The sequence below is a fragment of the Polynucleobacter sp. genome (genome assembly GCF_030693775.1).
In the GTDB taxonomy this organism is placed as follows: Bacteria; Pseudomonadota; Gammaproteobacteria; order Burkholderiales; family Burkholderiaceae; genus Polynucleobacter.
Genome location: NZ_JAUXZY010000004.1, coordinates 1 through 23065, shown reverse-complemented (window position 1 = coordinate 23065; position 23065 = coordinate 1). Strand labels below are relative to the sequence as shown.

The following is a 23065-nucleotide window of genomic DNA, read 5'->3' as shown; positions in this document are numbered from 1 at the left end:
TGTATGAAAAAAAGTAAGCTGTCTTTACCCAAGGTGAATCGGGCCGCGATCGTTGTGCGCTCCTCTCCTATTCATGGCAAGGGTGTGTTTGCAAAAGTAGCCATTAAAAAAGGCAGTGCTCTGATTGAGTACGAGGGCGAGCGCATTAGTTGGAAAGAGGCTGAGCGCCGACATCCACACAACCCCGATGAGCCAAATCACACGTTTTATTTTTCTTTGGAGAGTGGTCGCGTGATCGATGCCAATCGCGGTGGTAATGCGGCGCGGTGGATTAATCATTCATGTAAACCGAATTGCGAAGCACAAGAGGGCTCATACAAAGATATGCCGCGCGTATTCATTTTTGCCAAGCGCGACTTAGAGCCGGGCGAAGAGTTGTTTTACGATTATTCGCTTGATGTTGAGGGACGCCGCACCAAACAAATGAAAAAAGATTATGAATGTCGCTGTGGCGCTAAGCGCTGCAGAGGCACCATGCTTGCCAAGCGCGATAAGTAAAACGGCCGCACTATGTTTGTATCCATTCAAGAATTAGAGGCGGCAATTAATTATTGGCGTAATCAATCTCCCGCATCGGGTGATGCTTTGCAGTTGTGTGCCGAAGCCTCTGCCTTGGCAAAACCATACGCGATGATGATTGTTCAGGGCTCAGCTCGCATTCCCCTGGATGTTCTTGATGAAGCTGCCCTTAGCGCACTGAAAGTATTTCTTGCTCGGTAGTATTGTTTGGCTGCGATTGATTAGGTTGGCAGGTGCTTGCCTTGCTTGAAACGGCCATTGAATTTTCTTTGTACTTGTGGCCCCTATTGTTGGCAGCCTCTTTTTTTGCTGGCCTAGTTGATGCGGTAGCGGGCGGTGGAGGCCTAATTCAAGTTCCCGCTCTTTTTGCTGCTTACCCCGAAGTTCCGCCAGCCAACCTTTTGGGCACTGGCAAGGTGTCTGCTATTGGCGGCACGATCAACGCGGCTCGCAAATACCTGCGCTACGTTCGCTTGCCTTGGGCATTGATTGTTCCCGCGATTATTGCTGGTTTCGTTGGTGCGCTTCTTGGGGCCAATTTAGTCAGTACATTTCCCGCAGAGCCGCTGCGCAAGGCCCTTCCTTTTTTATTATTTTTTCTCCTGATCTATACGATTCTTCAACCAGCGCTTGGTCAAAACCATCAGCCACAGGCTCACAGCCGCTTGTTACAGCTGAAGGGGGTTGTTTTGGGCTTAGTGTTGGGCCTCTACGACGGATTTTTTGGGCCGGGCACAGGAAGCTTTCTGCTGTTTGGTTTTGTTCGTTTTTTTCACTTCGATTTTTTGCATGCGTCTGCAGCCACAAAGCTAGTTAATGTGGCAACAAACTTGGCGGCGATCATTATGTTGGGTGGCTTGGGCAAAATTAGTTGGGCCCTTGGTTTTGCGCTGATGATTGCAAACATCGCTGGTAGTCACTTTGGCAGCCGTCTTGCAATCAAGCATGGAAGTGGCTTTGTGCGGAAAGCCTTCCTCGTTCTTGTTTCCGCCTTAATCTTAAAGACCGCCTGGGACGCCTATTTTTCCTAATTAAATCATAGTGTTAGGATTTTATTCTTACAGACCAGTATGTTCTTGTTTCACGTGAAACAAGGCAAAATGATATGATCATTGCCCTTATTGAGGCAAACCATGCGGTACTCTAAAAAATTCGATGTAATTGTGATTGGCGGCGGGCATGCTGGCACTGAGGCGGCGTTAGCTTCTGCACGCATGGGCTGCGACACCCTGCTACTCACCCACAGCATTGAGACTTTGGGGGCAATGAGCTGCAACCCCTCGATTGGCGGCATTGGCAAAGGCCACTTAGTTAAAGAAATCGATGCGCTAGGCGGCGCAATGGCTGCGGCAACCGATGAGGCCGGCATTCAGTTTCGTATATTAAATAGCAGCAAAGGCCCTGCCGTTCGGGCAACGCGCGCCCAAGGCGACCGTATTCTCTATAAGGCGGCAATACGCCACAGGCTCGAAAATCAAGCCAACTTGAGCTTATTTCAGGCTGCTGTGGACGACCTCCTGGTTGTGGGCAATGCCGTAGTAGGGGTTCGTACCCAATCGGGCCTTGAGTTTTCGGCTGGCCAGGTTGTGCTGACGGCCGGCACATTTTTAGATGGCAAGATACATGTAGGGCTTAACAGTCATTCGGGCGGTCGTGCTGGTGATCCAGCGGCACTCACTCTGTCAGCCCGACTAAAGGACCTTGCTTTGCCGCAGGGACGACTTAAAACGGGCACCCCCCCTAGAATTGATGGCAGAAGCATTGATTTTTCGGTGATGCTAGAGCAACCGGGGGATCTTGACCCGGTCCCCTGTTTTTCTTATCTGGGGCGACCCGAGCAACATCCAAGACAGGTGCCGTGCTGGATTACCCATACCAATGAAGCGACCCACGACATTATTCGTGGCGGCCTAGACCGTTCACCCATGTATACCGGCGTTATTGAGGGTGTTGGGCCGCGCTACTGCCCTTCCATTGAAGACAAAATTCATCGCTTTGCCTCTAAAAATAGCCATCAAATTTTTTTAGAGCCCGAGGGCCTAACAACCAACGAGTTTTACCCCAACGGAATTTCAACCAGCCTTCCCTTTGATGTGCAGTGGGATTTGGTGCGTAGTATTCGGGGGCTTGAGAACGCCAATATCGTGCGCCCCGGCTACGCCATTGAGTACGATTTTTTTGACCCACGCCAATTACGGCACAGCTTAGAAACCAAGGCCATCGACGGACTTTATTTTGCTGGCCAAATTAATGGCACAACCGGTTATGAAGAGGCTGCAGCCCAAGGGCTGCTTGCCGGTATGAATGCAGGGCTTGCCGCTAAAGGCTGCCCGCCCTGGCTGCCTAAGCGCAGCGAATCCTATATTGGGGTTTTAGTAGACGACCTGATTACTCGGGGCGTTCAAGAGCCCTATCGCATGTTTACAAGCCGAGCCGAGTATAGGCTTAGCCTCAGAGAAGACAACGCAGACCTACGCCTAACCGAGATTGGAAGAACCCTTGGTTTGGTGGATGACGCGCGCTGGACCTTCTTTTGCAAAAAAAGAGAGGCTGTTTCACGTGAAACAACGCGCTTGAAGGAGTCTTGGGTAAGCCCAAAACATGCCGCCGCCCAATCCTTGGCCACGCTTTTGGGGCAAGAGCTATCCCATGAGGCCAGTTTGGCCGACATTTTGAAGCGCCCCACGATTACGTATGCATCGCTTTCCGAGGCGGTTGATGGAGCTGCGCCTACGCTCGATGCTGACCCAAATTTAAATCAGCAAATTCAAGATCAGGTTGAGATTTCAATTAAATATGCCGGCTACATTGATCGCCAGGCGCTAGAAATCGCCCGCCAAGAGTTTAATGAGGGCTATCCACTGCCCGATTATTTAGATTACGGCCTGGTTCGGGGGCTATCAAAAGAGGTTCAGCAGAAACTGGCCGCGCAAAAACCAGAAACCTTGGGTCAAGCTGCGCGCATATCGGGGGTCACGCCTGCCGCTATTTCATTGTTGTTGGTGCACTTAAAGCGGGGCATTGGCAAATCCCAGGAGTCGGTGTGAGCGGGTCAGCACTCGCGCTTGGGGTTGCTGAACTTGGTCTGACCTTATCGCAGCAGCAGGTAGCCGATTTAAATGCGTTCTTGCAAGAGTTAGAGCGCTGGAACAGGGTGCACAACCTAACCTCGGTTGAGGGTGAGCAGGCTAGTATCGATTTGCATCTTATTGATTCTATTGCAATTTTACCAATAATGCGTGAATTTTTACCCTCCACACCAATACAGATTGCAGACCTTGGGTCCGGCGGCGGCTTGCCGGCAATTCCGATTGCTATTGCGCAGCCCAACTGGAGCATTAGCTTAATTGAGGCGGTTCGCAAAAAAACAGCCTTTTTGCAAAACGTAAAAGGCAAGCTCGGTCTTGGTAATGCATCGATTTACAGTGATCGCGTGGAGCATGTCGCCAGCCAAGAGCCAGGCAAGTACGATGCGGTTATATCCAGAGCATTTACAAGCCTAGACCGCTTTTTAGATTTGGCAGAACCGTTCTTGAAGCCGGGCGGCTTGGTTTTTGCTATGAAGGCAAAGCGAGCAGACGAGGAGCTCTTGGCCGTATCGGCCGAGCGCTGGCAGCTTTTAGCAGACCGCTTTGTAGTTATACCTAACAGCACAGCAGAGCGGCGACTTTTGGTCTTTACGCCCCATGCGAAAATTACACATTAAGAGCACATAAAAACCATGGCCAAAATATTCTGTATTGCAAATCAAAAAGGCGGCGTTGGAAAAACCACGACCGCCGTGAATTTAGCCGCCGGCCTAGCGGGCCATCAGCAGCGGGTGCTGCTGATTGATTTGGATCCACAGGGCAATGCAACCATGGGTTCCGGAGTTGAAAAAGCAGAGCTTGATATGAGCGTGTATCAAGTATTGATTGGTCAGGCAACGGTAGCGGCCTGTGTAAAGCGCTGCGAAAGCGCTGGCTATGATGTCTTGCCAGCAAACCGGGACTTAGCGGGCGCAGAAATTGAGTTGGTTGATCTGGATGAGCGCGAGCTACGCCTCAAGGCTGCATTGGCTTTGGTAGGCGCCGAGTATGACTTTATCTTGATTGATTGCCCGCCTGCACTCTCCTTGCTGACGCTCAATGGCCTATGCGCAGCCAATGGCGTGATTGTGCCGATGCAGTGCGAGTACTTTGCCCTAGAGGGCTTATCGGATTTGGTAAACACGATCAAGCAGGTGCACGCAAACCTCAATCCGGATCTCATGATTATTGGTTTGTTGCGGGTGATGTTTGATCCGCGCATGACTTTGCAGCAACAGGTTTCAGAGCAATTGCTAGAGCACTTTGGCGACAAAGTATTTAAAACAATCATTCCGCGCAACGTTCGCTTGGCAGAGGCGCCCTCGTATGGTTTGCCGGGGGTGTCTTTTGACAAATCATCGCGCGGCGCTAAGGCCTACTTGGATTTTGGTGCAGAAATGATTCAACGAATTCAACAAATGTGATTGATCAAATACCATGAGCACAATGAAGAAAAAAGGCCTTGGCCGCGGCCTTGAGGCCCTCTTGGGTGAAAAGCAAAAGCCGGCCGAGAACGGGGCGGCGGTATCCCGCCTCCCCTTAAGCGCGTTGCAGGCTGGCAAATACCAACCACGCCAAAAAATGGATGCAGGCCCACTTCAGGAGCTAGCTGAAAGTATCCGCGAGCAAGGCGTCATGCAACCTCTCTTGGTGCGCGCCATTGCGGCAGGCAAATACGAAATTATTGCGGGCGAGCGCCGTTTTAGGGCCGCCACCCTGGCTGGACTGACCGAGGTTCCGGTGCTGGTATCCCTGGCAGACGACAAGGGCGCCGCGGCAATGGCCCTGATTGAAAACATGCAGCGTGAGGACTTAAACCCCCTAGAGGAGTCGCAGGGTCTGGCGCGCCTGATTGAAGAATTTGGGTTTACACACGAACAGGCAGCAAAATCGGTTGGTAAGTCAAGGAGCGCCGTCAGTAACTTATTGCGCCTGATTCAATTAGCAAAGCCAGTTCAGGCAATGCTGTTGGCAGGCGACATAGACATGGGCCATGCCCGCGCCCTCCTCCCTCTGCCGGGCGCGAGCCAGGTTGCTTTGGCACAAAAAATCATGGCTCAAGGACTTTCAGTGCGGGAAGCCGAACGGCTCTCAGTCATGCTGGCACGCGCTGGTGGGCAAATGGGCGCAAAGCCGTCCAAAAAAGGCGCTGACTCGCCCGCCGCAGATCCTGACCTACAGCGCTTATCGCGCGAAATTGCTGATTTGATCGGCTTAAATGCCGAATTTAAGTTGAAAGGCAAGGGCGGAGAGCTGCGTATCCGCTTTAGCCGCGCAGATGAGCTTGATGCGCTCTTTAAGAAGCTGGGCATCGAAGCGTAAGCGGGGTGCCCATGCAGCTAATTCAGAGCTCTGATAGTGCTCAACTGCGACTGCCAGCGTGACCCGCCAGTCCAATCAATACGAGCCTGAAGATCCCTGGCTCGAGCCAGAGGAGCCCCACAGGCTCTACAGCAAAGGCGAAATGCAGGCCCTCGTAAAGGCCGGCATCGTCAGCAATGCATTTGTATCGCCTTGGAAGGTGGTAGCGAGCCAGCTGGCTTTAACAATCTTGAGCATGGCAGTTTGTGTATTTTTTTTGGACGACGGACATATTAGCGTTTATACTTACTCCGCCTTTTGGGGTGGTTTGATCGGTTTCTTGCCTTCTGCGCTGTTTGTGTTGCGACTGGAGATGGCCAAACGGTTGCACCAATTAAATCCAGGCAAGTTTTTGGCAGCATTGGTTTCGGGCGAGTTTATAAAGATCACCTTAACCGTTCTGCTCTTTATCGGGGTTGCGTACACCTACCCCGAAGTGAAATGGGTGCCACTATTGCTGACCTATCTAGCTACGTTGAAATGCGTATGGCTGGCTTGGTTTTGGAAATAACTGGCGGTTATGTTGAATGTAAAGGTTATATAAACGATGTCCAGCGCAGCAAATCCAGCTACCGAGCCGTTGACACCCACCGCGTACATTGCGGAGCATCTTCAAAACTTGAACAATATTGGCGGCAAACAAGAAGCCATTATTGATTTCAGCGTCATCCATTTCGATACCATTTTCTGGACCACCTTGATGGGTTTGATCGTGGTTGCCTTCTTGTTGTTGGCAGCACGCAGAGCAACCCCCGGAGTTCCGGGCCGCTTTCAAGCCATGGTTGAGTTGTTGGTTGAAATGGTCGAAACCCAATCGAAAAGCATTGTGCATGGCGACCGCTCGTACATTGCGCCGCTCGCCCTATTTGTTTTTTGCTGGATTATTTTGCTCAATGCCCTCGATTTAGTTCCGGTCGACTGGGTTGTTGGCGTGAATCATTTCATCGAAAGCTTTGGCATTCACGTGCCACACCACAAGCTGGTTCCAACCACCGATCTCAATGCAACCATGGGCCTGTCCATGTCGGTCTTGTTGCTCGTATTTTTTTACAGCTTTAAAGTAAAGGGCTTGGGCGGTTTTGTGCATGAGTTGTTAACAGCCCCATTTGGTGCTAAGTGGTATTTGGCGCCATTTAATCTAGTTCTTAATTTAATCGAATACGTTGCTAAAGGTGTTTCCTTAGGCATGCGACTTTTCGGCAATATGTATGCAGGCGAATTGGTGTTTTTATTAATCGCCCTGCTCGGTAGTATTTGGACGTTTAGTCTAGATATCAGCATGTTCGGCTTGGTCGGGCATGTGATCGCAGGTTCTGCTTGGGCCATCTTTCATATTTTGGTTATTTTGTTGCAAGCATTCATTTTCATGATGTTGACCTTGGTCTACATCGGTCAGGCGCATAGCCATCACTAAGATTTCATTTTTAACTTTCCCCTTTTAACTTCAGGAGTCATCATGCAAGAATTTCTCTCAAACATCCAAGGTTTCACTGCAATCGCCATCGGTATCATCATTGGCCTGGGCGCGATTGGTGCCTGCTTAGGTATTGCGCTCATGGGCGGCAAGTACATTGAAGCATGCGCACGTCAGCCAGAATTAATGGAGCCACTCCAAACCAAAATGTTCTTGTTGGCTGGTTTGATCGACGCAGCCTTCTTGATCGGCGTTGGTGTTGCGATGTTGTTTGCATTTGCAAACCCATTGTTAGCCGTTATTAAGTAATTGTTCTGACGCGGGCAACGCTGTGTTGTCCGCATGCTCTTAACAATACTGAAAGGAATACCGTGAATCTGAACGCGACCCTATTCGCGCAAATGATCGTCTTTTTTATCTTATGGTGGGTTGTCGCACGTTTTGTGTGGCCGCCATTAGTAAAGGCTTTAGACGAGCGCGCTACCAAAGTTGCAGAAGGCCTAGCCGCAGCCGAGCGTGGTAAGGCTGATCTTGCATCCGCATCCAAGCTCGCTGAACAAGAGCTCACACGCGCTCGCCAAGAAGGCGGACAGCGTGTCGCCGAAGCAGAAAAGCGCGCACAATTAACTGCGGACGAGATTCGTAGCAATGCCCAAGCCGAAGCAGCGCGCATTATTGCGCAAGCGAAACAAGACGCAGAGCAGCAAGTGTCGCGTGCTCGCGATGCCTTACGCATTGAAGTGGCGACTTTAGCCGTACGCGGCGCCGAGCAAATTTTGCGTCGCGAAGTCGATCCAAAGGCACATGCAGCATTGTTAGATCAACTCAAGGCAGAGCTCTAATATGGCTGATTTAGCAACCATTGCACGCCCTTACGCGGAAGCCCTTTTCTCAAGCGTTAAGCCTGCAGAACTAGGCTCTTCTTTGGTTCAGTTAACTGAACTCGCGCAGTTGTCGGCCATGCCCGATGTGGCAGTGTTGGCTAATAATCCCAAAATTTCCGCAGACGATCTCAGCAAATTACTGAGCGGCATGGTGAAGACGAAGCTAGACAACAAAGTGAATGCTTTTTTGCGTTTAGTGAATCAAAACCATCGCTTGGCCGCAATGCCTGAAATCGCAGCTCAATTTGAGTTATTGAAAAATCAAAGTGAAGGCGCTGCCGAAGTGCTCATTACCAGTGCATTTCCACTTGAAGGCGATGCACTGAGCAGTTTGTTGGCAAGTTTGAAAAAGCGGTTTGGCGGTAAGGAATTGCGCCCAACGATTGAAGTTGACCCCAGCTTAATTGGCGGCGTCCGCGTTCAAGTTGGCGATGAGGTATTGGACAGCACAGTTAAGGCCCAGTTGGCCACAATGCAAGCAAGCCTAAGCGCATAACCTTTTACTAAGAACATACGAAATAATATCCAGGAGTAATTGATGCAACTGAACCCTTCCGAGATCAGCGAACTGATCAAGAGCCGAATTAGCGAGATGGGAGTTGATTCCCAACTGCGCAACCAAGGCACCGTTATTTCAGTAACCGACGGTATTTGCCGCGTATACGGTTTGTCTGGTGTGATGCAAGGGGAAATGTTGGAGTTCCCTGGCAATACCATCGGCCTTGCGCTGAACTTAGAGCGCGATTCCGTTGGTGCGGTGGTGCTCGGTGAGTACACCCACATTAAAGAAGGCGATCCAGTCAAGTGCACAGGACGCATCTTGGAAGTTCCAGTTGGTCCAGAGCTCCTTGGCCGCGTAGTAAACGCCCTGGGTCAGCCGATCGATGGAAAAGGCCCAGTCAACGCAAAGTTAACCGACTTTATTGAAAAAGTAGCTCCCGGCGTTATCGCCCGTCAATCCGTTAGTCAGCCAGTACAAACCGGTTTAAAGGCGATTGATGCCATGGTTCCGATTGGCCGTGGTCAGCGCGAGCTCATCATTGGCGACCGTCAGACTGGTAAGACTGCCGTTGCTGTCGATGCCATCATTAACCAAAAAGGCAAAGGCGTTTATTGCGTCTATGTTGCGATTGGTCAAAAAGCATCCACTATTGCAAACGTCGTGCGCAAGCTAACCGAACTCGGCGCAATGGAATACACCGTAGTAGTTGCTGCTAGTGCGTCGGAGTCCGCCGCAATGCAATACCTCTCCGCGTATGCTGGTTGCACCATGGGTGAATACTTCCGCGATCGCGGTGAAGATGCCTTGATTGTGTATGACGATTTAACCAAACAAGCGGTTGCCTATCGTCAGATTTCCTTGTTGCTACGTCGTCCACCAGGTCGCGAAGCATACCCTGGCGACGTGTTCTATCTCCACTCCCGTTTGTTAGAGCGCGCTGCTCGTGTGAACGCAGATTATGTTGAGAAATTTACCAACGGCGCTGTTAAAGGAAAGACTGGTTCATTAACCGCTCTGCCTATTATTGAAACCCAGGCGGGCGACGTTTCTGCCTTCGTTCCAACCAACGTGATTTCGATTACTGACGGCCAGATCTTCTTGGAGACCGACCTCTTTAACGCCGGCGTACGTCCAGCGATTAACGCCGGTATTTCGGTATCCCGCGTGGGTGGTGCCGCACAAACTAAAGTAATTAAAAAGCTATCTGGCGGTATTCGTACCGACTTGGCGCAATACCGTGAACTCGCTGCGTTTGCGCAGTTTGCATCGGATCTTGATGATGCAACACGCAAACAGCTCGAGCGCGGTAAGCGCGTAACCGAGCTTTGCAAACAAGCCCAGTACAAGCCTTTGCAAGTTTGGGAAATGGCTGCTTCACTGTATGCCATGAATAACGGCTACTTTGACGATCTCGAAGTAAAGCATGTATTGGCATTTGAAAAAGGCTTGCAAGATCATCTGAAATCAAAATACGCCGACTTAGTAGGTCGCATTGAAGAAACCAAAGATTTGAGCAAAGATGATGAAGCTGCTTTACGTGCCGCAATTGAGGATTACAAGCGCTCAGCCTCCTTCTAAGAGGACGCGCATACATCATGGCAAGCACAAAAGAGATACGGTCTAAGATCAAGAGCGTTCAAAACACGCGCAAGATCACAAAGGCAATGGAAATGGTCGCCGCATCGAAGATGCGGCGTGCCCAGGAGCGTATGCGTAATGCGCGCCCCTACTCTGAAAAAATTAGGGAAATTGTTGCAAACCTAGCTAAAGCGAATCCCGAGTACCGCCCTGCATACATGGTGGTACGCGAGGTTAAAAAGGTGGGCACTATTTTGGTTAGCACGGACAAAGGGCTTTGCGGCGGTCTCAATACCAACGTATTGCGTTTGATTGCAAACCAAGTACGTGAAATGCAAGAAAAGAAACTGAGCATTGAATTTACAGCCATTGGATCAAAAGGCCTGCAATTTTTAAATCGCTCAAAAGCAAAGCTGTTGTCACAGACCATTCAATTGGGCGATACGCCGCATATGGATACCTTGATTGGTGCGATTACCGCACAACTTGAGGCCTTTGAGCGCGGCGAAGTGGATGAGGTTTACCTGGCGTATACGCGCTTTGTGAATGCAATGAAACAAGAGCCTGTACTCGAAAAGATTTTGCCGCTAGCGCCCAATGCGATTACAGCTGGTGAGGGTAAGGGCACATCATGGGATTACATATATGAGCCCGACGCCGAGTCAATTTTGGATGGCCTGTTAAAGCGCTATGTTGAGGCTTTGATTTATCAGGCAGTGGCAGAAAACATGGCCTCAGAGCAATCTGCGCGGATGGTTTCCATGAAAGCAGCATCTGACAATGCGAAGAATGTCATTGGCGAGTTGCAATTGGAATATAACAAAACCCGTCAGGCCGCGATTACAAAAGAGCTTTCAGAGATTGTTGGTGGAGCGGCAGCGGTTTAAGCTGACTGCATTTAGAAATACGACAGAATTTAGGAATGAATCGGAGAGATGCGATGAGTAACGGAAATATCGTGCAGTGTATTGGTCCAGTGGTGGACATCCAGTTCCCACGTGACAGCATGCCAAACATTTATGATGCCTTGACCTTGGTCGAGAGCGGCGAAAAGTCATTTGTTGAAAAAGGCTTGACCTTTGAAGTTCAGCAACAAATTGGTGATGGCGTCGTTCGCGCAATTGCCATGGGCGCAAGCGATGGTCTGCGTCGTGGCATGGAAGTGGCCTCCACAGGCAAAGCGATTTCGGTTCCTGTTGGCCCAGCAACGCTCGGCCGCATTATGGACGTTTTAGGCCGTCCAATTGACGATGCAGGCCCAATTGCAACGGAAGAGCGTCGCGCTATTCACCAGCCAGCACCTAAGTTCGATGAATTATCCCCATCGGTTGATTTGTTAGAAACCGGCATTAAGGTGATCGATTTAGTTTGCCCATTTGCTAAGGGCGGTAAGGTTGGTCTCTTCGGTGGTGCGGGTGTGGGTAAGACCGTAAACATGATGGAATTGATTAACAACATTGCAAAGCAGCACTCAGGTTTATCGGTGTTTGCTGGTGTTGGTGAGCGTACCCGTGAAGGTAACGACTTCTATCATGAAATGAAGGAATCCAACGTTGTCGATAAAGTGGCAATGGTATTCGGTCAGATGAATGAGCCTCCTGGTAACCGTTTGCGCGTTGCTTTAACCGGCCTCACCATGGCTGAAGCCTTCCGTGATGAAGGCCGTGACATTCTCTTCTTCGTTGACAACATTTATCGCTACACCCTCGCAGGTACTGAGGTGTCGGCGCTTCTCGGCCGTATGCCTTCCGCGGTGGGCTATCAGCCAACGCTTGCTGAAGAAATGGGTAAATTGCAAGAGCGTATTACATCGACCAAGACAGGTTCTGTCACATCGATTCAAGCTGTTTACGTTCCTGCCGATGACTTAACTGATCCATCCCCAGCAACGACCTTCTTGCATTTGGATTCCACCGTTGTGTTATCGCGTGACATTGCTGCTTTGGGTATTTATCCAGCGGTTGATCCACTCGACTCCACCAGCCGTCAGCTTGATCCACAAGTAGTTGGTCAAGAGCACTATGAAGTAGCACGTAGTGTGCAAATGACGCTGCAGCGTTATAAAGAGTTGCGTGACATTATTGCGATTTTGGGTATGGACGAATTGTCGCCAGACGATAAGTTGGCTGTAGCCCGTGCCCGTAAGATTCAGCGTTTCTTGTCGCAGCCTTTCCACGTAGCTGAAGTATTTACTGGATCACCAGGAAAATACGTTCCGCTAAAAGAAACTATTCGTGGCTTTAAGATGATTGTAAGCGGTGAGTTAGATCATCTGCCAGAGCAGGCGTTCTACATGGTGGGCTCAATTGATGAGGCCATTGAGAAAGCCAAGAAGCTTTAATCAGATACCAAGGAAACCATGTCAACCATTCGCGTCGATGTTGTTAGTGCTGAGCAATCCATCTTCAGTGGAGAAGCGAAGTTCGTTGCTCTTCCTGGAGAAAATGGCGAGCTCGGCATTTTGCGTGGGCACACTCCCCTAATCACGCGCATTCGCCCTGGTTCCGTGCGCATTGAAAAAGCCGATGGCGATGAAGAGTTTGTATTCGTTGCGGGCGGCTACTTAGAAGTGCAGCCCGATCACGTCACAGTGCTTGCCGATACTGCCATTCGTGGTCATGACTTAGACGAGGCAAAAGCGCTCGAGTCAAAACAACGCGCCGAAGAGGCTATGCAAAATCGCAGCAGTGATTTCGATTTGGCCTTGGCGCAGTCAGAATTTGCCATGGCTGCTGCGCAGTTGGCGGCAATTGCCCGTTTTCGTCGTAAAAAATAAGCACGCACCAAATGTTGCTAAACGATCGATTCATTAAGGCCTGTCTTGGGCAGACGGTTGATCGCACGCCGCTTTGGCTAATGCGTCAAGCTGGACGCTATCTCCCTGAATACAATGCGACGCGAGCAAAGGCCGGTAGTTTTTTAAGCCTAGCTAAAACTCCTGCGTATGCAACTGAGGTCACCCTTCAGCCTTTGGATCGCTATCCACTCGATGCGGCCATTTTGTTTTCTGATATTTTGACGATCCCGGATGCGATGGGGCTTGGATTGCAATTTACGGCTGGCGAAGGCCCTAGCTTTAAGCACCCACTGCGCACCGAGGCGGATGTAAAAAAACTACGCGTTGCAGATATGGGTGAGTTGACCTATGTTTTTGATGCCGTATCTGAAATTCGTAAAGCATTAATTCAGGAGGGTAAGCAACGTGTGCCCTTGATTGGCTTTTCAGGAAGCCCCTGGACTTTGGCGTGCTACATGATTGATGGCTCGAGCGCCGATGAATTTCGTCACGCTAAAACCATGATGTTTGATCGCCCCGATTTATTGGAGCGCATTCTCGAGGTTAATATTCAATCAGTTGCAGCCTACCTTACAGAGCAAGTGAAGGCAGGGGCGCAAGCCCTAATGATCTTTGATACGTGGGGCGGTATGTTGCCAGACGGCTGGTACCAGCAGGTATCCTTGGCCGCGATGCAAAAAGTAATTGCCCTGTTGCCCAGAGAATATGAAGGTCAACGCATCCCGGTCATCATTTTCACCAAAGGCGGCGGTCTGTGGATTGAAGACATGGCCCAGGTTGGCGCAGATGCGATTGGGCTCGATTGGACTATTTCCTTAGGCCGTGCTCGTAAAGCCCTCTTGGCGTCCGGCAAGCCGCTCGCCATTCAAGGAAATCTCGACCCATTAATTCTGTTTTCTAGTCCAGAGAAGATTGCTCAAGAAGCAGGCAAGCTGCTGGCTGATTTAGCCAGTGCGCCGGCGTTAAAGCCCGGACTGCACCCCCTCGATGGCCATGTTTTTAATCTAGGCCATGGCATTTCCCAATTTACCCCTCCCGAAAGCGTCACTGCGCTAGCCCAGGCGGTTATTGAGCAGTCGCAAAAGCTACGCCAATAATCCTAATTGTTGACGTAAAGAAGCGTTTACTTACCTACCCACCTCGGGTTATACACAGTTGGCAGTACAAAAATTAATTCAGTGGGATTGGCGTTAATTTTCAATTACTTTATCCATATTAAGAGATAAGCAATTGATTTTATTGAATTTATAGTAGTTAAGTTAAAAAGAGCATTCTTGGTGCATTTCAAGGTGAAAATGCTAAAAAGCACCGCAAACAAATGATATCCACAGACTTATCCACAGAACAGCAGCAGAGCGATACCACTAAAGCATCGCGACATTGCTACGTGCAGGTGGTGCTCGATAAGCCGCTGGTCCAAGGCTTTGATTACATTTGGGACGCAGATGAATTGGGCTGCATGCCTACAATAGGCCAGCTAGTTGAGGTGCCATTTGGCAGAACCAATACAGTCGCTATAGTAATAAAAGTGAGTAATCACTCAGAATATGAGTATTCTAAATTAAGGAAAGTAAGTCAACAGGCACCCTTGCCCCCATTGGATGCCAACACCTTGGGCATGCTTAACTTTGCCAGTCAGTATTACTTCAGCACCTTAGGTGAAATTACCCTGCCATCGATTCCTGCGTATTGGAAAAAACCAAAAAAATGGCAAGCACTTGCAGAAAAAGCCGACGGTAAGGGGTTAAAGCCCGAAAAAAAGGCCGGCAAAAGAAAGACGGCTCTCGAACAAAAGCCCCCTGTGCACGTGCCCTCTTCCGGAATCCAGAAAGACCAGTTAAACGCAGAGCAAACTAAAGCACTTAATCATCTCGTAGGTGATGCCAACGCCGAACAGGGATATCGCGCCATCCTATTGCAAGGCAAAACCGGCTCCGGAAAAACGGCCGTTTACCTAAACTGGATTAAAGCAGCGCTGCAAAGTGATGATGATCAGGCGTTGATTTTGGTTCCCGAAATTAACCTAACACCGCAACTAGAAAAGCGCGTCGCAGAATTTTTCCCTGAGAAGCGCATTGCAGTCATGCATAGCGGGCTCACTGAAAAACGCCGTGGCATTGCATGGCAAGAAACCACCCTAGGCAAGGCACAAATTATTCTAGGTACGCGATTAGCAGCGCTAGCAGCAATACCCCATTTGAAGGCAATCGTGGTGGATGAAGAGCATGACGCATCGTATAAACAGCAAGAAGGCACGCGCTATTCAGCGAGAGACCTATGCGTGTGGCGAGCCCATCAATTAGCAATACCGGTAGTGTTAGCATCGGCTACGCCGTCGTTAGAAACATGGCTCGCTGCAGAAGACGGCCGCTATGAACGCATCAGGCTTGATGTGCGTGCACAGAGTTCAGTGATGCCCAAAGTAAAACTCGTACGCTTGAATAAAAAAAGCGCACCGAGCTCTCAGGGTGATGCTCAGCTCATATCATCCGAGGTGCGCGATGCAATTACACGCAACTTGCTACAAAAAAAACAAAGCCTGGTATTAATCAATCGACGCGGTTATGCACCCATCCTCAGTTGCTCTGCATGTGGCTGGTTATCGGGGTGCAGCAAATGCTCCTCGTATATGGTGATGCATAAGTCCAGCATGTTGGGTAAAAAGGCAGTATTGAACTGCCACCATTGCGGACTGATCAAAGAGGTCCCACCCTTTTGTCCAGAATGCGGCAACGCAGAGCTCAGCACGATTGGGCAGGGCACCCAAAAGATGGAAGATTACATACAAGCCCAGTGGCCAGATGCAAAAGTGCTCCGAATCGATGCAGACTCGAGTAAAAAAAGCGCCCATGCCGAAGGATTGTTTGAACAAATACACGATGGCAGTGCCGATATTATTGTTGGTACGCAGATGGTTGCCAAAGGCCATGATTATCAAAACATCGGCTTAGTTGCTGTGATCGATGCCGACAGTAGGCTGTTCTCACAGGACTACCGGGCAGCGGAACGTTTATTTGCACAGCTCGTACAAGTTGCAGGGCGGGCCGGCCGCGCCGGACAAGACGCGCAAGACGCAGGCGAGATTTACATTGAAACACGCTATCCTGATCTGCCTGTTTTTCATCATGTATTAGGTCATGACGTGGATGGGTTTTTGGGGCATATTGCCTCTGAACGAAAAGATGCTTTATTGCCGCCATACAGTTATCAGGCACTAATCCATGCTGAAGCAAAAAATATTAGTAGCGCAATTCAGTTTTTAGCGGACATTAAAAAAACAGTTCGGAGTGAGTCGGATTTTCCAGACGGAGTTCGGATGTATGATCCTGTGCCCAAAGCGATTGTACGCGTTAGTAGTATGGAAAGGGCGCAGCTTGTAATCGAAAGCGATAGCCGTAAAAATTTACAGCACGCATTAACAAAGATCGATCAAGTGTTGCGCGCTGTGTCGCAGGGTCGCATCAGCGCTGCTAGCCGAGTGCGCTGGTTAATTGAGCGCGACCCAAACTTAATTTAATGTGGATTCGTATTGCGCAAGGGGATGAAGGCGCGCAAGATCGTGCGTTTGTGATTCAGCACTGACGGCTTGGATTTTAAATAGCCAAGTTCCATAGGGATCTTGATTAATCGATTCAGGCGCATCAACCGCGGATGCATTTACTGCAACCACTGTTCCGGATACCGGAGCATGAATGTCGCTTGCTGCCTTCACTGACTCAATGACAGCGCAAGCCTGTCCTTGTTCGACGACAGCCCCAACAGCGGGAGTCTCTAGAAACACAACATCACCTAATGCGATTTGAGCGTGATCGCTAATGCCCACCCACACCAGGCCATCGGATTGAAGATCTGCCCACTCATGGGTCTCAGCAAAAAGGTAATTGGGTTTCGCGCTAGTCATGTATTGGGTTGCCCGCATTGCAACGGTGCAGGTTTCATTCTATAAATGGGGTGTAATGGGTCTAATCAGATTACGCGAAAGCAGCAATGAGTAAACCAGGAAAAACAAAACTTAGGTTTTGGCTGAGCCTGTGCGGTGGGTTCGGTTGTACAGGCAGCTTGCGCAAATCCAGCGTTGCTTACGGTTGCTCGTTGGGATCCAGGTTCCGCCTTCGAGGCGCTTTTCTCGACTGCAAGAAGAGCAAAACTTTAAGCTCTGGGATGTATCTTGCGTTGATTCAGGTGCGGTGGTAGTCATGGGTAAGCTGGCCAACTAATCTACTAAAGCTCTATTTTACCCTGTTTGCCCTACGGGAGCAGGGGTTAACATCACACGCACTGAATCCGCTGTTTTGTTGCCATCAAAGTCCAGCCAAGCCTTATTTTCAAAGTCATAGAGCTTGCATTTGCGGGCGGTATCGAAATACCACTTCCATGAGAATTTTTGAATGAAAATACGCTCTGGTAGCAGTGTTTCGAGGGTATTTTGGGCCTCTTGGAGGCGATATAGGGGCACGCTCATGTCGACGTGGTGGGCGGTATGCTCCATGATGTGGTGCATTAAAGCGCCCCAGTAAAAGCCAAACGTCAGGTGTACAGTAGTCGACACAAAGGGTTGCGCGCGCAACCACTCTGACTTTTTGTCATACCAAGAGACGGATGGATGGGTATGGTGCACATACACAACAAAACCGATCATGCCGTTCCAAAACAAGAACGGCAGCACAAATCCAGTTAAGAGGCCAATCCAAATGGACTGGCCGGTTGCGAGGGCTCCAGCGATGAGGCACGCAATCCAAATAATTGCAAAGCCGGTGACCAGCAAATTATCTTTGAGAAAAATCGGACGGTCGCCCGGCTTATTCTGCGCATTGGGGAAGTACTCACGTCTCCACCAAATCTCGATCAAATAATAGAAAACCGGCCCCCAGCCGCTACGGTAAAGGCGCTCAAGGCTTTTACGCCATCTTGGCAAGGCATCGAACTCCGCTTTCGAAAGGGGTGCCCATACAAAATCAAAGCCTTTTAAATTGGTTTGTCCATGGTGAACGACGTTGTGGCCAACGTCCCAAAGGCTATAGGGTGTTAGTGAGGGCAAAAAGGCAATGCGACCCAAAACCTTGTTGAGCTCGCGGTTTGGCGTAAAGCTTTGGTGGCAGGCGTCGTGCCCCAAGATGAAAATGCGACCTGTAACAAAACCAGCAATTACACCGAATACGATTTTGAGGAGAATGCTTTCGACAAAAATGGTGGCCGCAATCGCTCCCAGCCAAAGGGCTGCATCGATCAGCAGTAGGAATAATGCCCTGCCCGTCTGACCCTCCGCCATAGGAATGAGCCAGCTCCGAATGATTTTGCGGTGTGGCAAGGGCTCGGTTGGCGCTAAAGGCGCCACAATCGACGGATCAGTGAGCGTGGAGTTTAGGTGTGTAGACACAGTAGTTAGCAGTAATTAGCAGTAGTTAGACCTATGAATAATAGAGGTTTTCACATTATTCTGCATACACTGGAGCAAAACCCCAAATCAGCTGGCGCGCCCGGCAGGAATCGAACCTGCGACCCTTGGCTTCGGAGGCCAATACTCTATCCACTGAGCTACGGGCGCCAAGAATGTGGAAACTGGACTCTATTGTAAGTGGCTGCATCAAAAACCACTCGCTATAATCGCATTAGTCTATTTTTTAACCCCCAACCATTAAGTCCACTCCAACATGAGCAACGACCACGGCAGTCTGATCAAATCGCCCAAACAACTCATCATCATGGTGTTTGTTAGCTTTTTTGTACCGTTAATAGTGATTTTGTTATTAATGGTTTATGTTGATAACAGCAAACGAACTGGCGGGGATGCCGAAGAGTCCGCTAAATCGGCCAGCCTGTTGATTAAGCCGGTGGCACAGCTGGATTTTCGCGATGCCAATGCCCCTCGGGAAATGAAGACAGGAGCCGCAGTTTATAAAGCGGCGTGTGCCTCTTGCCATGCCAATGGCGCCGCTGGAGCACCCCGTTTCAATAATGCGGGCGACTGGTCTGGCAGGCTTGGCAAAGGCTACGATGCGCTTTTAACTTCAGTCATTAAAGGCAAGGGCGCCATGCCAGCACGTGGCGGCGCAAACCCTGCCGACATTAGCGACTATGAGCTAGGCCTGTCCGTGGTTTATTTGACCGCCTCCGCTGGCGGTAAGTTTCCAGAGCCTAAGGCGCCCGCTGTTGCCCCAGCCGAGGCTGCAGCAAAATAAGCGTTTACAAATAAAAAAGCCGGCTTAATCGCCGGCTTTTTTATTTCCCCTCCAGTGCCAGCTGATAGGCCTCTTTTTTCGATATACCAGCAATAGTAGCGATGACATTCGCCACTTCTTTACTGCCCAAGAAGGGTTTCAGCGCCGCCACCCAGCGCAACATCTCTGCGTGACTAGCTGGTGAATTGCTGCTTTGCTCATGCGCCGAAATAACAACGATAAATTCGCCTTTTAGGCTTTCGGTCGTGCTTAACCAGTTCGAGAGCTGACTGGGTTTTAGGTGCACCACTTGCTCAAATTTTTTGGTCAGCTCCCGCCCAACCATCACGATCCGACTATCGTCAAGGCAGGCCGCTAGCTTTAGTAGGGTATTTGAAATCTGATGCGGGGATTCAAAAAAGACCGTTGCCTTATTGCAATGCTCAATTTGCAGAAGCCATTCTTCCTGATCGCGTAATTTATGAGGCCAAAAGCCAAGAAACTGAAACTGCCCGTCCGAAGGAAGCAGTGCCGAACCGCCCACCGATACGGCGCAAGAAACAGCACTCGCTCCCGGTATTGGGATAACCCGAAAGCCAGCCAAGCCAACAGCACAGGCAAGGCGGGCTCCTGGGTCAGAGACGCCGGGCGTGCCCGCGTCCGATATATAGGCCCAGCGTTCACCCTGTTGCAGTCCCCCAATCAGGACGTCGGATGCAGCGGCTTCATTATGGGCATGCAAGGCTACGCATTTTTTATGAATGCCAAAGTGATTGAGCAAGGGTGCGCTGTGGCGCGTATCCTCGCACGCAATCCCATCTACCGCATTTAGTACATGCAGCGCGCGCAATGTAATGTCCCCTAGGTTCCCAATGGGGGTTGCGACCATATACAAAGTCGATGTTGGTAAGTCTTGTTGATTGAGAAAATCAGTCGACCACGTATTGGGCATGCGAGTATTAACCATGAGACTGATTATGCAGAAAAAAGCCAGCAGGCAGAAGGAATTCATGGCACATAGCAGGTCGCCATAAAGCCGATAAGAAAGCCTTTGTTTGGCGCATAATATTGCTATGGATACAAAAACACTGAATCGGCTAAGCGAGCGCGCATCCGCACATTTTGTAGAGAGCATTGCTGTAAAACAAGAGGCCCTAAGGTTGCTACCAGAGCAGGTTGCTAAAGGCGTTGTAGCCATGGCTAATTGCTTGCAGTCGGGTGGAAAAATATTGGCTTGTGGCAATGGCGGGTCTGCGGCAGACGCGCAGCATTTTGCAGCAGAATTAGTCGGCCGCTTTGAGCGAGAGCGCAGAGAGCTGGCGGCGATAGCGCTCACCACCGATTCGTCGATTTTGACGGCAATCGCCAATGACTATCACTACGATGAGATTTTTAGTAAACAGGTACGCGGCCTTGGAAAAAAAGATGACATCTTGTTGGCAATATCGACATCAGGAAATTCAAAAAATGTTCTTGCAGCCATTGAGGCCGCCAAAAAAATTGGCATGCATATCATTGCGCTTACCGGCAACGGTGGCGGAAAAATTGCACAACTTTTAGGAGAGCGCGACGTCCATTTGTGCGCCCCTTCTACACGCACCGCGCGCATTCAAGAAACGCATTTGGTTTTGCTGCATAGCCTGTGCGATGGTGTAGATCATCTACTATTGGATTAAAAAGGAAATCACATGACGAGCATGCTGAAGTGGTCTCTTGGGTTTATGGCAGCAGCGCTGCTTAGCGGATGCGGAATTTTGGCGGTGGGCGCGGTCACCGGCACAACTACCATTCTTGCTGATCGCAGATCACCCGGAGTGCAGGCCATAGATGTTGGTATTCAGTTAGAGGCGGGCAATCAGCTCATCAAGCGCTATGGTGATAATGCACACATTACAGTTACATCATTTAATCAAAAAGTTTTGTTGACGGGCGAAGCAAAAGACGCTGATATCAAGGGTGGCGCAGGCGCCTATGTGCAGAGCTTAAAAAACGTTCGCTCTGTGTTTAATGAAATTGTCATTGGGCCCAATAGTTCATTTACGGCGCGCGCAAATGATGCTTACCTTGCCTCACGCATCAAAACACAAATGATCTTTACGAGCGACCTTCCATCCAATTCCATGAATATTGTGGTCGAGGCAAGCAATGTTTACTTGATGGGCATCCTCACCAAAGAAGAGGCAGAGCTCGCTAAAAAAGTGGCGAGCAATACGAGTGGCGTAAAACAAGTGTTCGTATATTTTGACATCATCTCCAATGCGGAAAGGTTGCGTCTTGAGCAAGAAGGTAAAGCAGATAGATCGCAGCCTAACACCAACGTTAACAATTAAGCTGAATGTAGTTTAGTAAGCTCAATGCCCATGCATGCATGGGCATTTTTTTTATAACTGGCTGTGCATGCCATAAAACCAGCGCCAAATTTGTTTGGATTGTTTTAGGTTCGCCTTGAGTGCGTAATCGAGGTCGGCTATGTGTTCTTGCGATGCTTCATACAAAATACTTTGCGCGGTCGCTGGCGGCAAAATTAAAAATGCATCTGCATCGCCGTAAGCAAATTCGACACGCATACCAAGCTTCTGTGCGAGGTGCATCATCGCTTTGTTATTCGCTAAACAATGCACAAACAAAGTATCGATGTGCGTATTGCGTGCGTGAACAGCAGCTCGGGCTAAGAGCGCTGCGCCAAGACCGCGATGGCGGCTGTCGTGCAATACAGAAACACCAAACTCTGCAGTGCGTGGATTTTCTTTGGTGGTTGGTACATATGCAAGATGCGCAATTCCGACAAGATCCAGGGCGTCATTGAAAACACCAAACAAGGCATCGCGGCCGAAGTCCAGATTTGCCACATAGCGCTCGATGACCGCATCCGAAGTGGGCGAACCAAAGCGCAGGTGGCGATCGTCGACGCCTAGGGCCAAAAAATGCAACAGTACGGCTGCACGATTGGTGTCGTCAAGTTCGCGCACTGGGGCCGCCAGATAGGCTGCCGGCCTTGTACTGCGGGCGGGAGCAGATGAGATGGGCTTCATGATCAGATCACTCTAGCAGAATGCTGGAGATAAATCAGGGTTTTCCCTAGTTTATTTGTATGGCGTAAGAAGAAAGAAGAATTTTAAAAATTCTGCAAAAAATCTATAATTCTTAACTTATTGATTTATATGTGTATTTCTATAAACCTGCAAAAAAACACGGAAATAGTAGGAAAAAGAGTGCGAAAGATGTTGACAGCCTCCTACAGTCATGGCATAGTCTCACCTCTCTGCTGAAACATTTTTATTTAAAGCGTTTCGGCCCTCTTTAAAAAATAGTCAATCGATAATTGTGGGTACTGAGTGAACGCATCCAGTCCTTCGGGACAGATGTAAATAAACAGTACTCAATGTCAGTAAAAAGATTTGGTTTTATAACCAAGTCAATTTCTAATATGAGTGCGACGAACCGCAAGGTTCACAGTGATTAAACTGAAGAGTTTGATCCTGGCTCAGATTGAACGCTGGCGGCATGCCTTACACATGCAAGTCGAACGGCAGCACGGGTGCTTGCACCTGGTGGCGAGTGGCGAACGGGTGAGTAATATATCGGAACGTACCTTATCGTGGGGGATAACGCAGCGAAAGCTGCGCTAATACCGCATACGCCCTGAGGGGGAAAGCGGGGGACCGTAAGGCCTCGCGCGATTAGAGCGGCCGATATCTGATTAGCTTGTTGGTGGGGTAAAAGCCCACCAAGGCGACGATCAGTAGCTGGTCTGAGAGGACGATCAGCCACACTGGGACTGAGA

General features: G+C 49.7%; 26 protein-coding genes, 1 tRNA gene and 1 rRNA gene. 22 read left to right on the top strand and 6 right to left on the bottom strand.

What is annotated here, in order from left to right:
* Positions 1-3: 3 nt before the first annotated feature.
* The 18 genes from Q8M75_RS02865 (at position 4) to priA (ending at position 16640) form a co-directional block, all read left to right on the top strand.
* Positions 4-498: an SET domain-containing protein gene (locus Q8M75_RS02865; protein ID WP_305486007.1), complete on the top strand. Its 495-nt coding sequence runs from the start codon at positions 4-6 to the stop codon at positions 496-498.
* A gap of 12 nt (positions 499-510) precedes the next feature.
* Positions 511-720 (top strand): DUF3717 domain-containing protein, encoded by a 210-nt coding sequence (locus Q8M75_RS02860; protein WP_305486004.1) that lies wholly within the window; start codon positions 511-513, stop codon positions 718-720.
* A 41-nt stretch (positions 721-761) separates the two neighbouring features.
* On the top strand, positions 762-1550 hold the full coding sequence (locus tag Q8M75_RS02855) for a TSUP family transporter (protein ID WP_305486001.1): 789 nt from the start codon (positions 762-764) through the stop codon (positions 1548-1550).
* A 102-nt stretch (positions 1551-1652) separates the two neighbouring features.
* Positions 1653-3566, top strand: a complete 1914-nt coding sequence (mnmG, locus tag Q8M75_RS02850; protein ID WP_305485998.1) for a tRNA uridine-5-carboxymethylaminomethyl(34) synthesis enzyme MnmG — start codon at positions 1653-1655, stop codon at positions 3564-3566.
* Positions 3563-4225 (top strand): 16S rRNA (guanine(527)-N(7))-methyltransferase RsmG, encoded by a 663-nt coding sequence (gene rsmG / locus Q8M75_RS02845; protein WP_305485996.1) that lies wholly within the window; start codon positions 3563-3565, stop codon positions 4223-4225. Before mnmG ends, rsmG begins: the two co-directional genes overlap by 4 nt.
* Before the next feature lie 15 nt (positions 4226-4240).
* Positions 4241-5011: a ParA family protein gene (locus Q8M75_RS02840; RefSeq protein ID WP_305485994.1), complete on the top strand. Its 771-nt coding sequence runs from the start codon at positions 4241-4243 to the stop codon at positions 5009-5011.
* 13 nt (positions 5012-5024) lie between these two features.
* Complete coding sequence (locus Q8M75_RS02835; protein ID WP_305485992.1) at positions 5025-5909, top strand: ParB/RepB/Spo0J family partition protein; 885 nt, start codon at positions 5025-5027, stop codon at positions 5907-5909.
* Between the two features lie 58 nt (positions 5910-5967).
* Positions 5968-6459 (top strand): ATP synthase subunit I, encoded by a 492-nt coding sequence (locus Q8M75_RS02830; RefSeq protein ID WP_305485990.1) that lies wholly within the window; start codon positions 5968-5970, stop codon positions 6457-6459.
* 36 nt (positions 6460-6495) lie between these two features.
* On the top strand, positions 6496-7362 hold the full coding sequence (atpB, locus tag Q8M75_RS02825) for a F0F1 ATP synthase subunit A (protein WP_305485987.1): 867 nt from the start codon (positions 6496-6498) through the stop codon (positions 7360-7362).
* Positions 7363-7404: 42 nt separating this feature from the next.
* A complete protein-coding gene (gene atpE, locus Q8M75_RS02820) occupies positions 7405-7671 on the top strand; it encodes a F0F1 ATP synthase subunit C (protein WP_305485985.1) in 267 nt (88 codons plus the stop codon).
* 62 nt (positions 7672-7733) lie between these two features.
* A complete protein-coding gene (locus Q8M75_RS02815; protein ID WP_305485983.1) occupies positions 7734-8204 on the top strand; it encodes a F0F1 ATP synthase subunit B in 471 nt (156 codons plus the stop codon).
* 1 nt (position 8205) lies between these two features.
* Positions 8206-8742, top strand: a complete 537-nt coding sequence (locus Q8M75_RS02810) for a F0F1 ATP synthase subunit delta (protein WP_305485981.1) — start codon at positions 8206-8208, stop codon at positions 8740-8742.
* 42 nt (positions 8743-8784) lie between these two features.
* Positions 8785-10326 carry a F0F1 ATP synthase subunit alpha gene (gene atpA, locus Q8M75_RS02805; protein ID WP_108468218.1) on the top strand — a complete coding sequence of 514 codons (1542 nt, stop codon included), beginning with the start codon at positions 8785-8787 and terminating at the stop codon, positions 10324-10326.
* 17 nt (positions 10327-10343) lie between these two features.
* Positions 10344-11213 carry a F0F1 ATP synthase subunit gamma gene (gene atpG, locus Q8M75_RS02800; protein WP_305485976.1) on the top strand — a complete coding sequence of 290 codons (870 nt, stop codon included), beginning with the start codon at positions 10344-10346 and terminating at the stop codon, positions 11211-11213.
* Positions 11214-11266: 53 nt separating this feature from the next.
* Entirely contained in the window at positions 11267-12667 is a 1401-nt protein-coding gene (gene atpD, locus Q8M75_RS02795; protein WP_305485974.1) for a F0F1 ATP synthase subunit beta, read from the top strand.
* An 18-nt stretch (positions 12668-12685) separates the two neighbouring features.
* Entirely contained in the window at positions 12686-13102 is a 417-nt protein-coding gene (locus tag Q8M75_RS02790; protein ID WP_305485972.1) for a F0F1 ATP synthase subunit epsilon, read from the top strand.
* 11 nt (positions 13103-13113) lie between these two features.
* Positions 13114-14220: a uroporphyrinogen decarboxylase gene (gene hemE, locus Q8M75_RS02785; RefSeq protein ID WP_305485970.1), complete on the top strand. Its 1107-nt coding sequence runs from the start codon at positions 13114-13116 to the stop codon at positions 14218-14220.
* A 221-nt stretch (positions 14221-14441) separates the two neighbouring features.
* A complete protein-coding gene (gene priA, locus Q8M75_RS02780) occupies positions 14442-16640 on the top strand; it encodes a primosomal protein N' (protein WP_305485967.1) in 2199 nt (732 codons plus the stop codon).
* Here the strand turns inward: priA and gcvH are convergent.
* From gcvH to Q8M75_RS02760, 4 genes are all read right to left on the bottom strand, one after another.
* The gene (gcvH, locus tag Q8M75_RS02775) at positions 16632-17024 is read right to left on the bottom strand and encodes a glycine cleavage system protein GcvH (RefSeq protein ID WP_305485966.1); all 393 of its coding nucleotides are present in this window, start codon (positions 17022-17024) and stop codon (positions 16632-16634) included. The genes priA and gcvH overlap by 9 nt on opposite strands.
* Positions 17025-17135: 111 nt before the next feature.
* Positions 17136-17321 carry a hypothetical protein gene (locus Q8M75_RS02770; protein ID WP_305485965.1) on the bottom strand — a complete coding sequence of 62 codons (186 nt, stop codon included), beginning with the start codon at positions 17319-17321 and terminating at the stop codon, positions 17136-17138.
* 36 nt (positions 17322-17357) lie between these two features.
* On the bottom strand, positions 17358-18392 hold the full coding sequence (locus tag Q8M75_RS02765) for a fatty acid desaturase (RefSeq protein WP_305488139.1): 1035 nt from the start codon (positions 18390-18392) through the stop codon (positions 17358-17360).
* Positions 18393-18592: 200 nt separating this feature from the next.
* Positions 18593-18668 (bottom strand) — tRNA-Arg (locus tag Q8M75_RS02760).
* 106 nt (positions 18669-18774) lie between these two features.
* On the opposite strand from Q8M75_RS02760, the gene Q8M75_RS02755 reads away from it, so the two are divergent.
* Complete coding sequence (locus Q8M75_RS02755) at positions 18775-19302, top strand: cytochrome c5 family protein (RefSeq protein ID WP_305485964.1); 528 nt, start codon at positions 18775-18777, stop codon at positions 19300-19302.
* A gap of 40 nt (positions 19303-19342) precedes the next feature.
* Here Q8M75_RS02755 and rsmI read toward each other — a convergent pair whose 3' ends face one another.
* Complete coding sequence (gene rsmI, locus Q8M75_RS02750; protein ID WP_305485963.1) at positions 19343-20248, bottom strand: 16S rRNA (cytidine(1402)-2'-O)-methyltransferase; 906 nt, start codon at positions 20246-20248, stop codon at positions 19343-19345.
* A gap of 106 nt (positions 20249-20354) precedes the next feature.
* Between rsmI and Q8M75_RS02745 the strand changes: the two genes are divergently transcribed.
* Together Q8M75_RS02745 and Q8M75_RS02740 are read left to right on the top strand one after the other, a co-directional pair.
* A complete protein-coding gene (locus tag Q8M75_RS02745; RefSeq protein ID WP_305485961.1) occupies positions 20355-20957 on the top strand; it encodes a phosphoheptose isomerase in 603 nt (200 codons plus the stop codon).
* Positions 20958-20969: 12 nt separating this feature from the next.
* Entirely contained in the window at positions 20970-21611 is a 642-nt protein-coding gene (locus Q8M75_RS02740) for a BON domain-containing protein (protein WP_305485959.1), read from the top strand.
* A gap of 51 nt (positions 21612-21662) precedes the next feature.
* Here Q8M75_RS02740 and Q8M75_RS02735 read toward each other — a convergent pair whose 3' ends face one another.
* The gene (locus tag Q8M75_RS02735) at positions 21663-22313 is read right to left on the bottom strand and encodes a GNAT family N-acetyltransferase (RefSeq protein ID WP_305485957.1); all 651 of its coding nucleotides are present in this window, start codon (positions 22311-22313) and stop codon (positions 21663-21665) included.
* Between the two features lie 429 nt (positions 22314-22742).
* Between Q8M75_RS02735 and Q8M75_RS02730 the strand changes: the two genes are divergently transcribed.
* Positions 22743-23065 (top strand): 16S ribosomal RNA (locus tag Q8M75_RS02730); the annotation flags it as partial.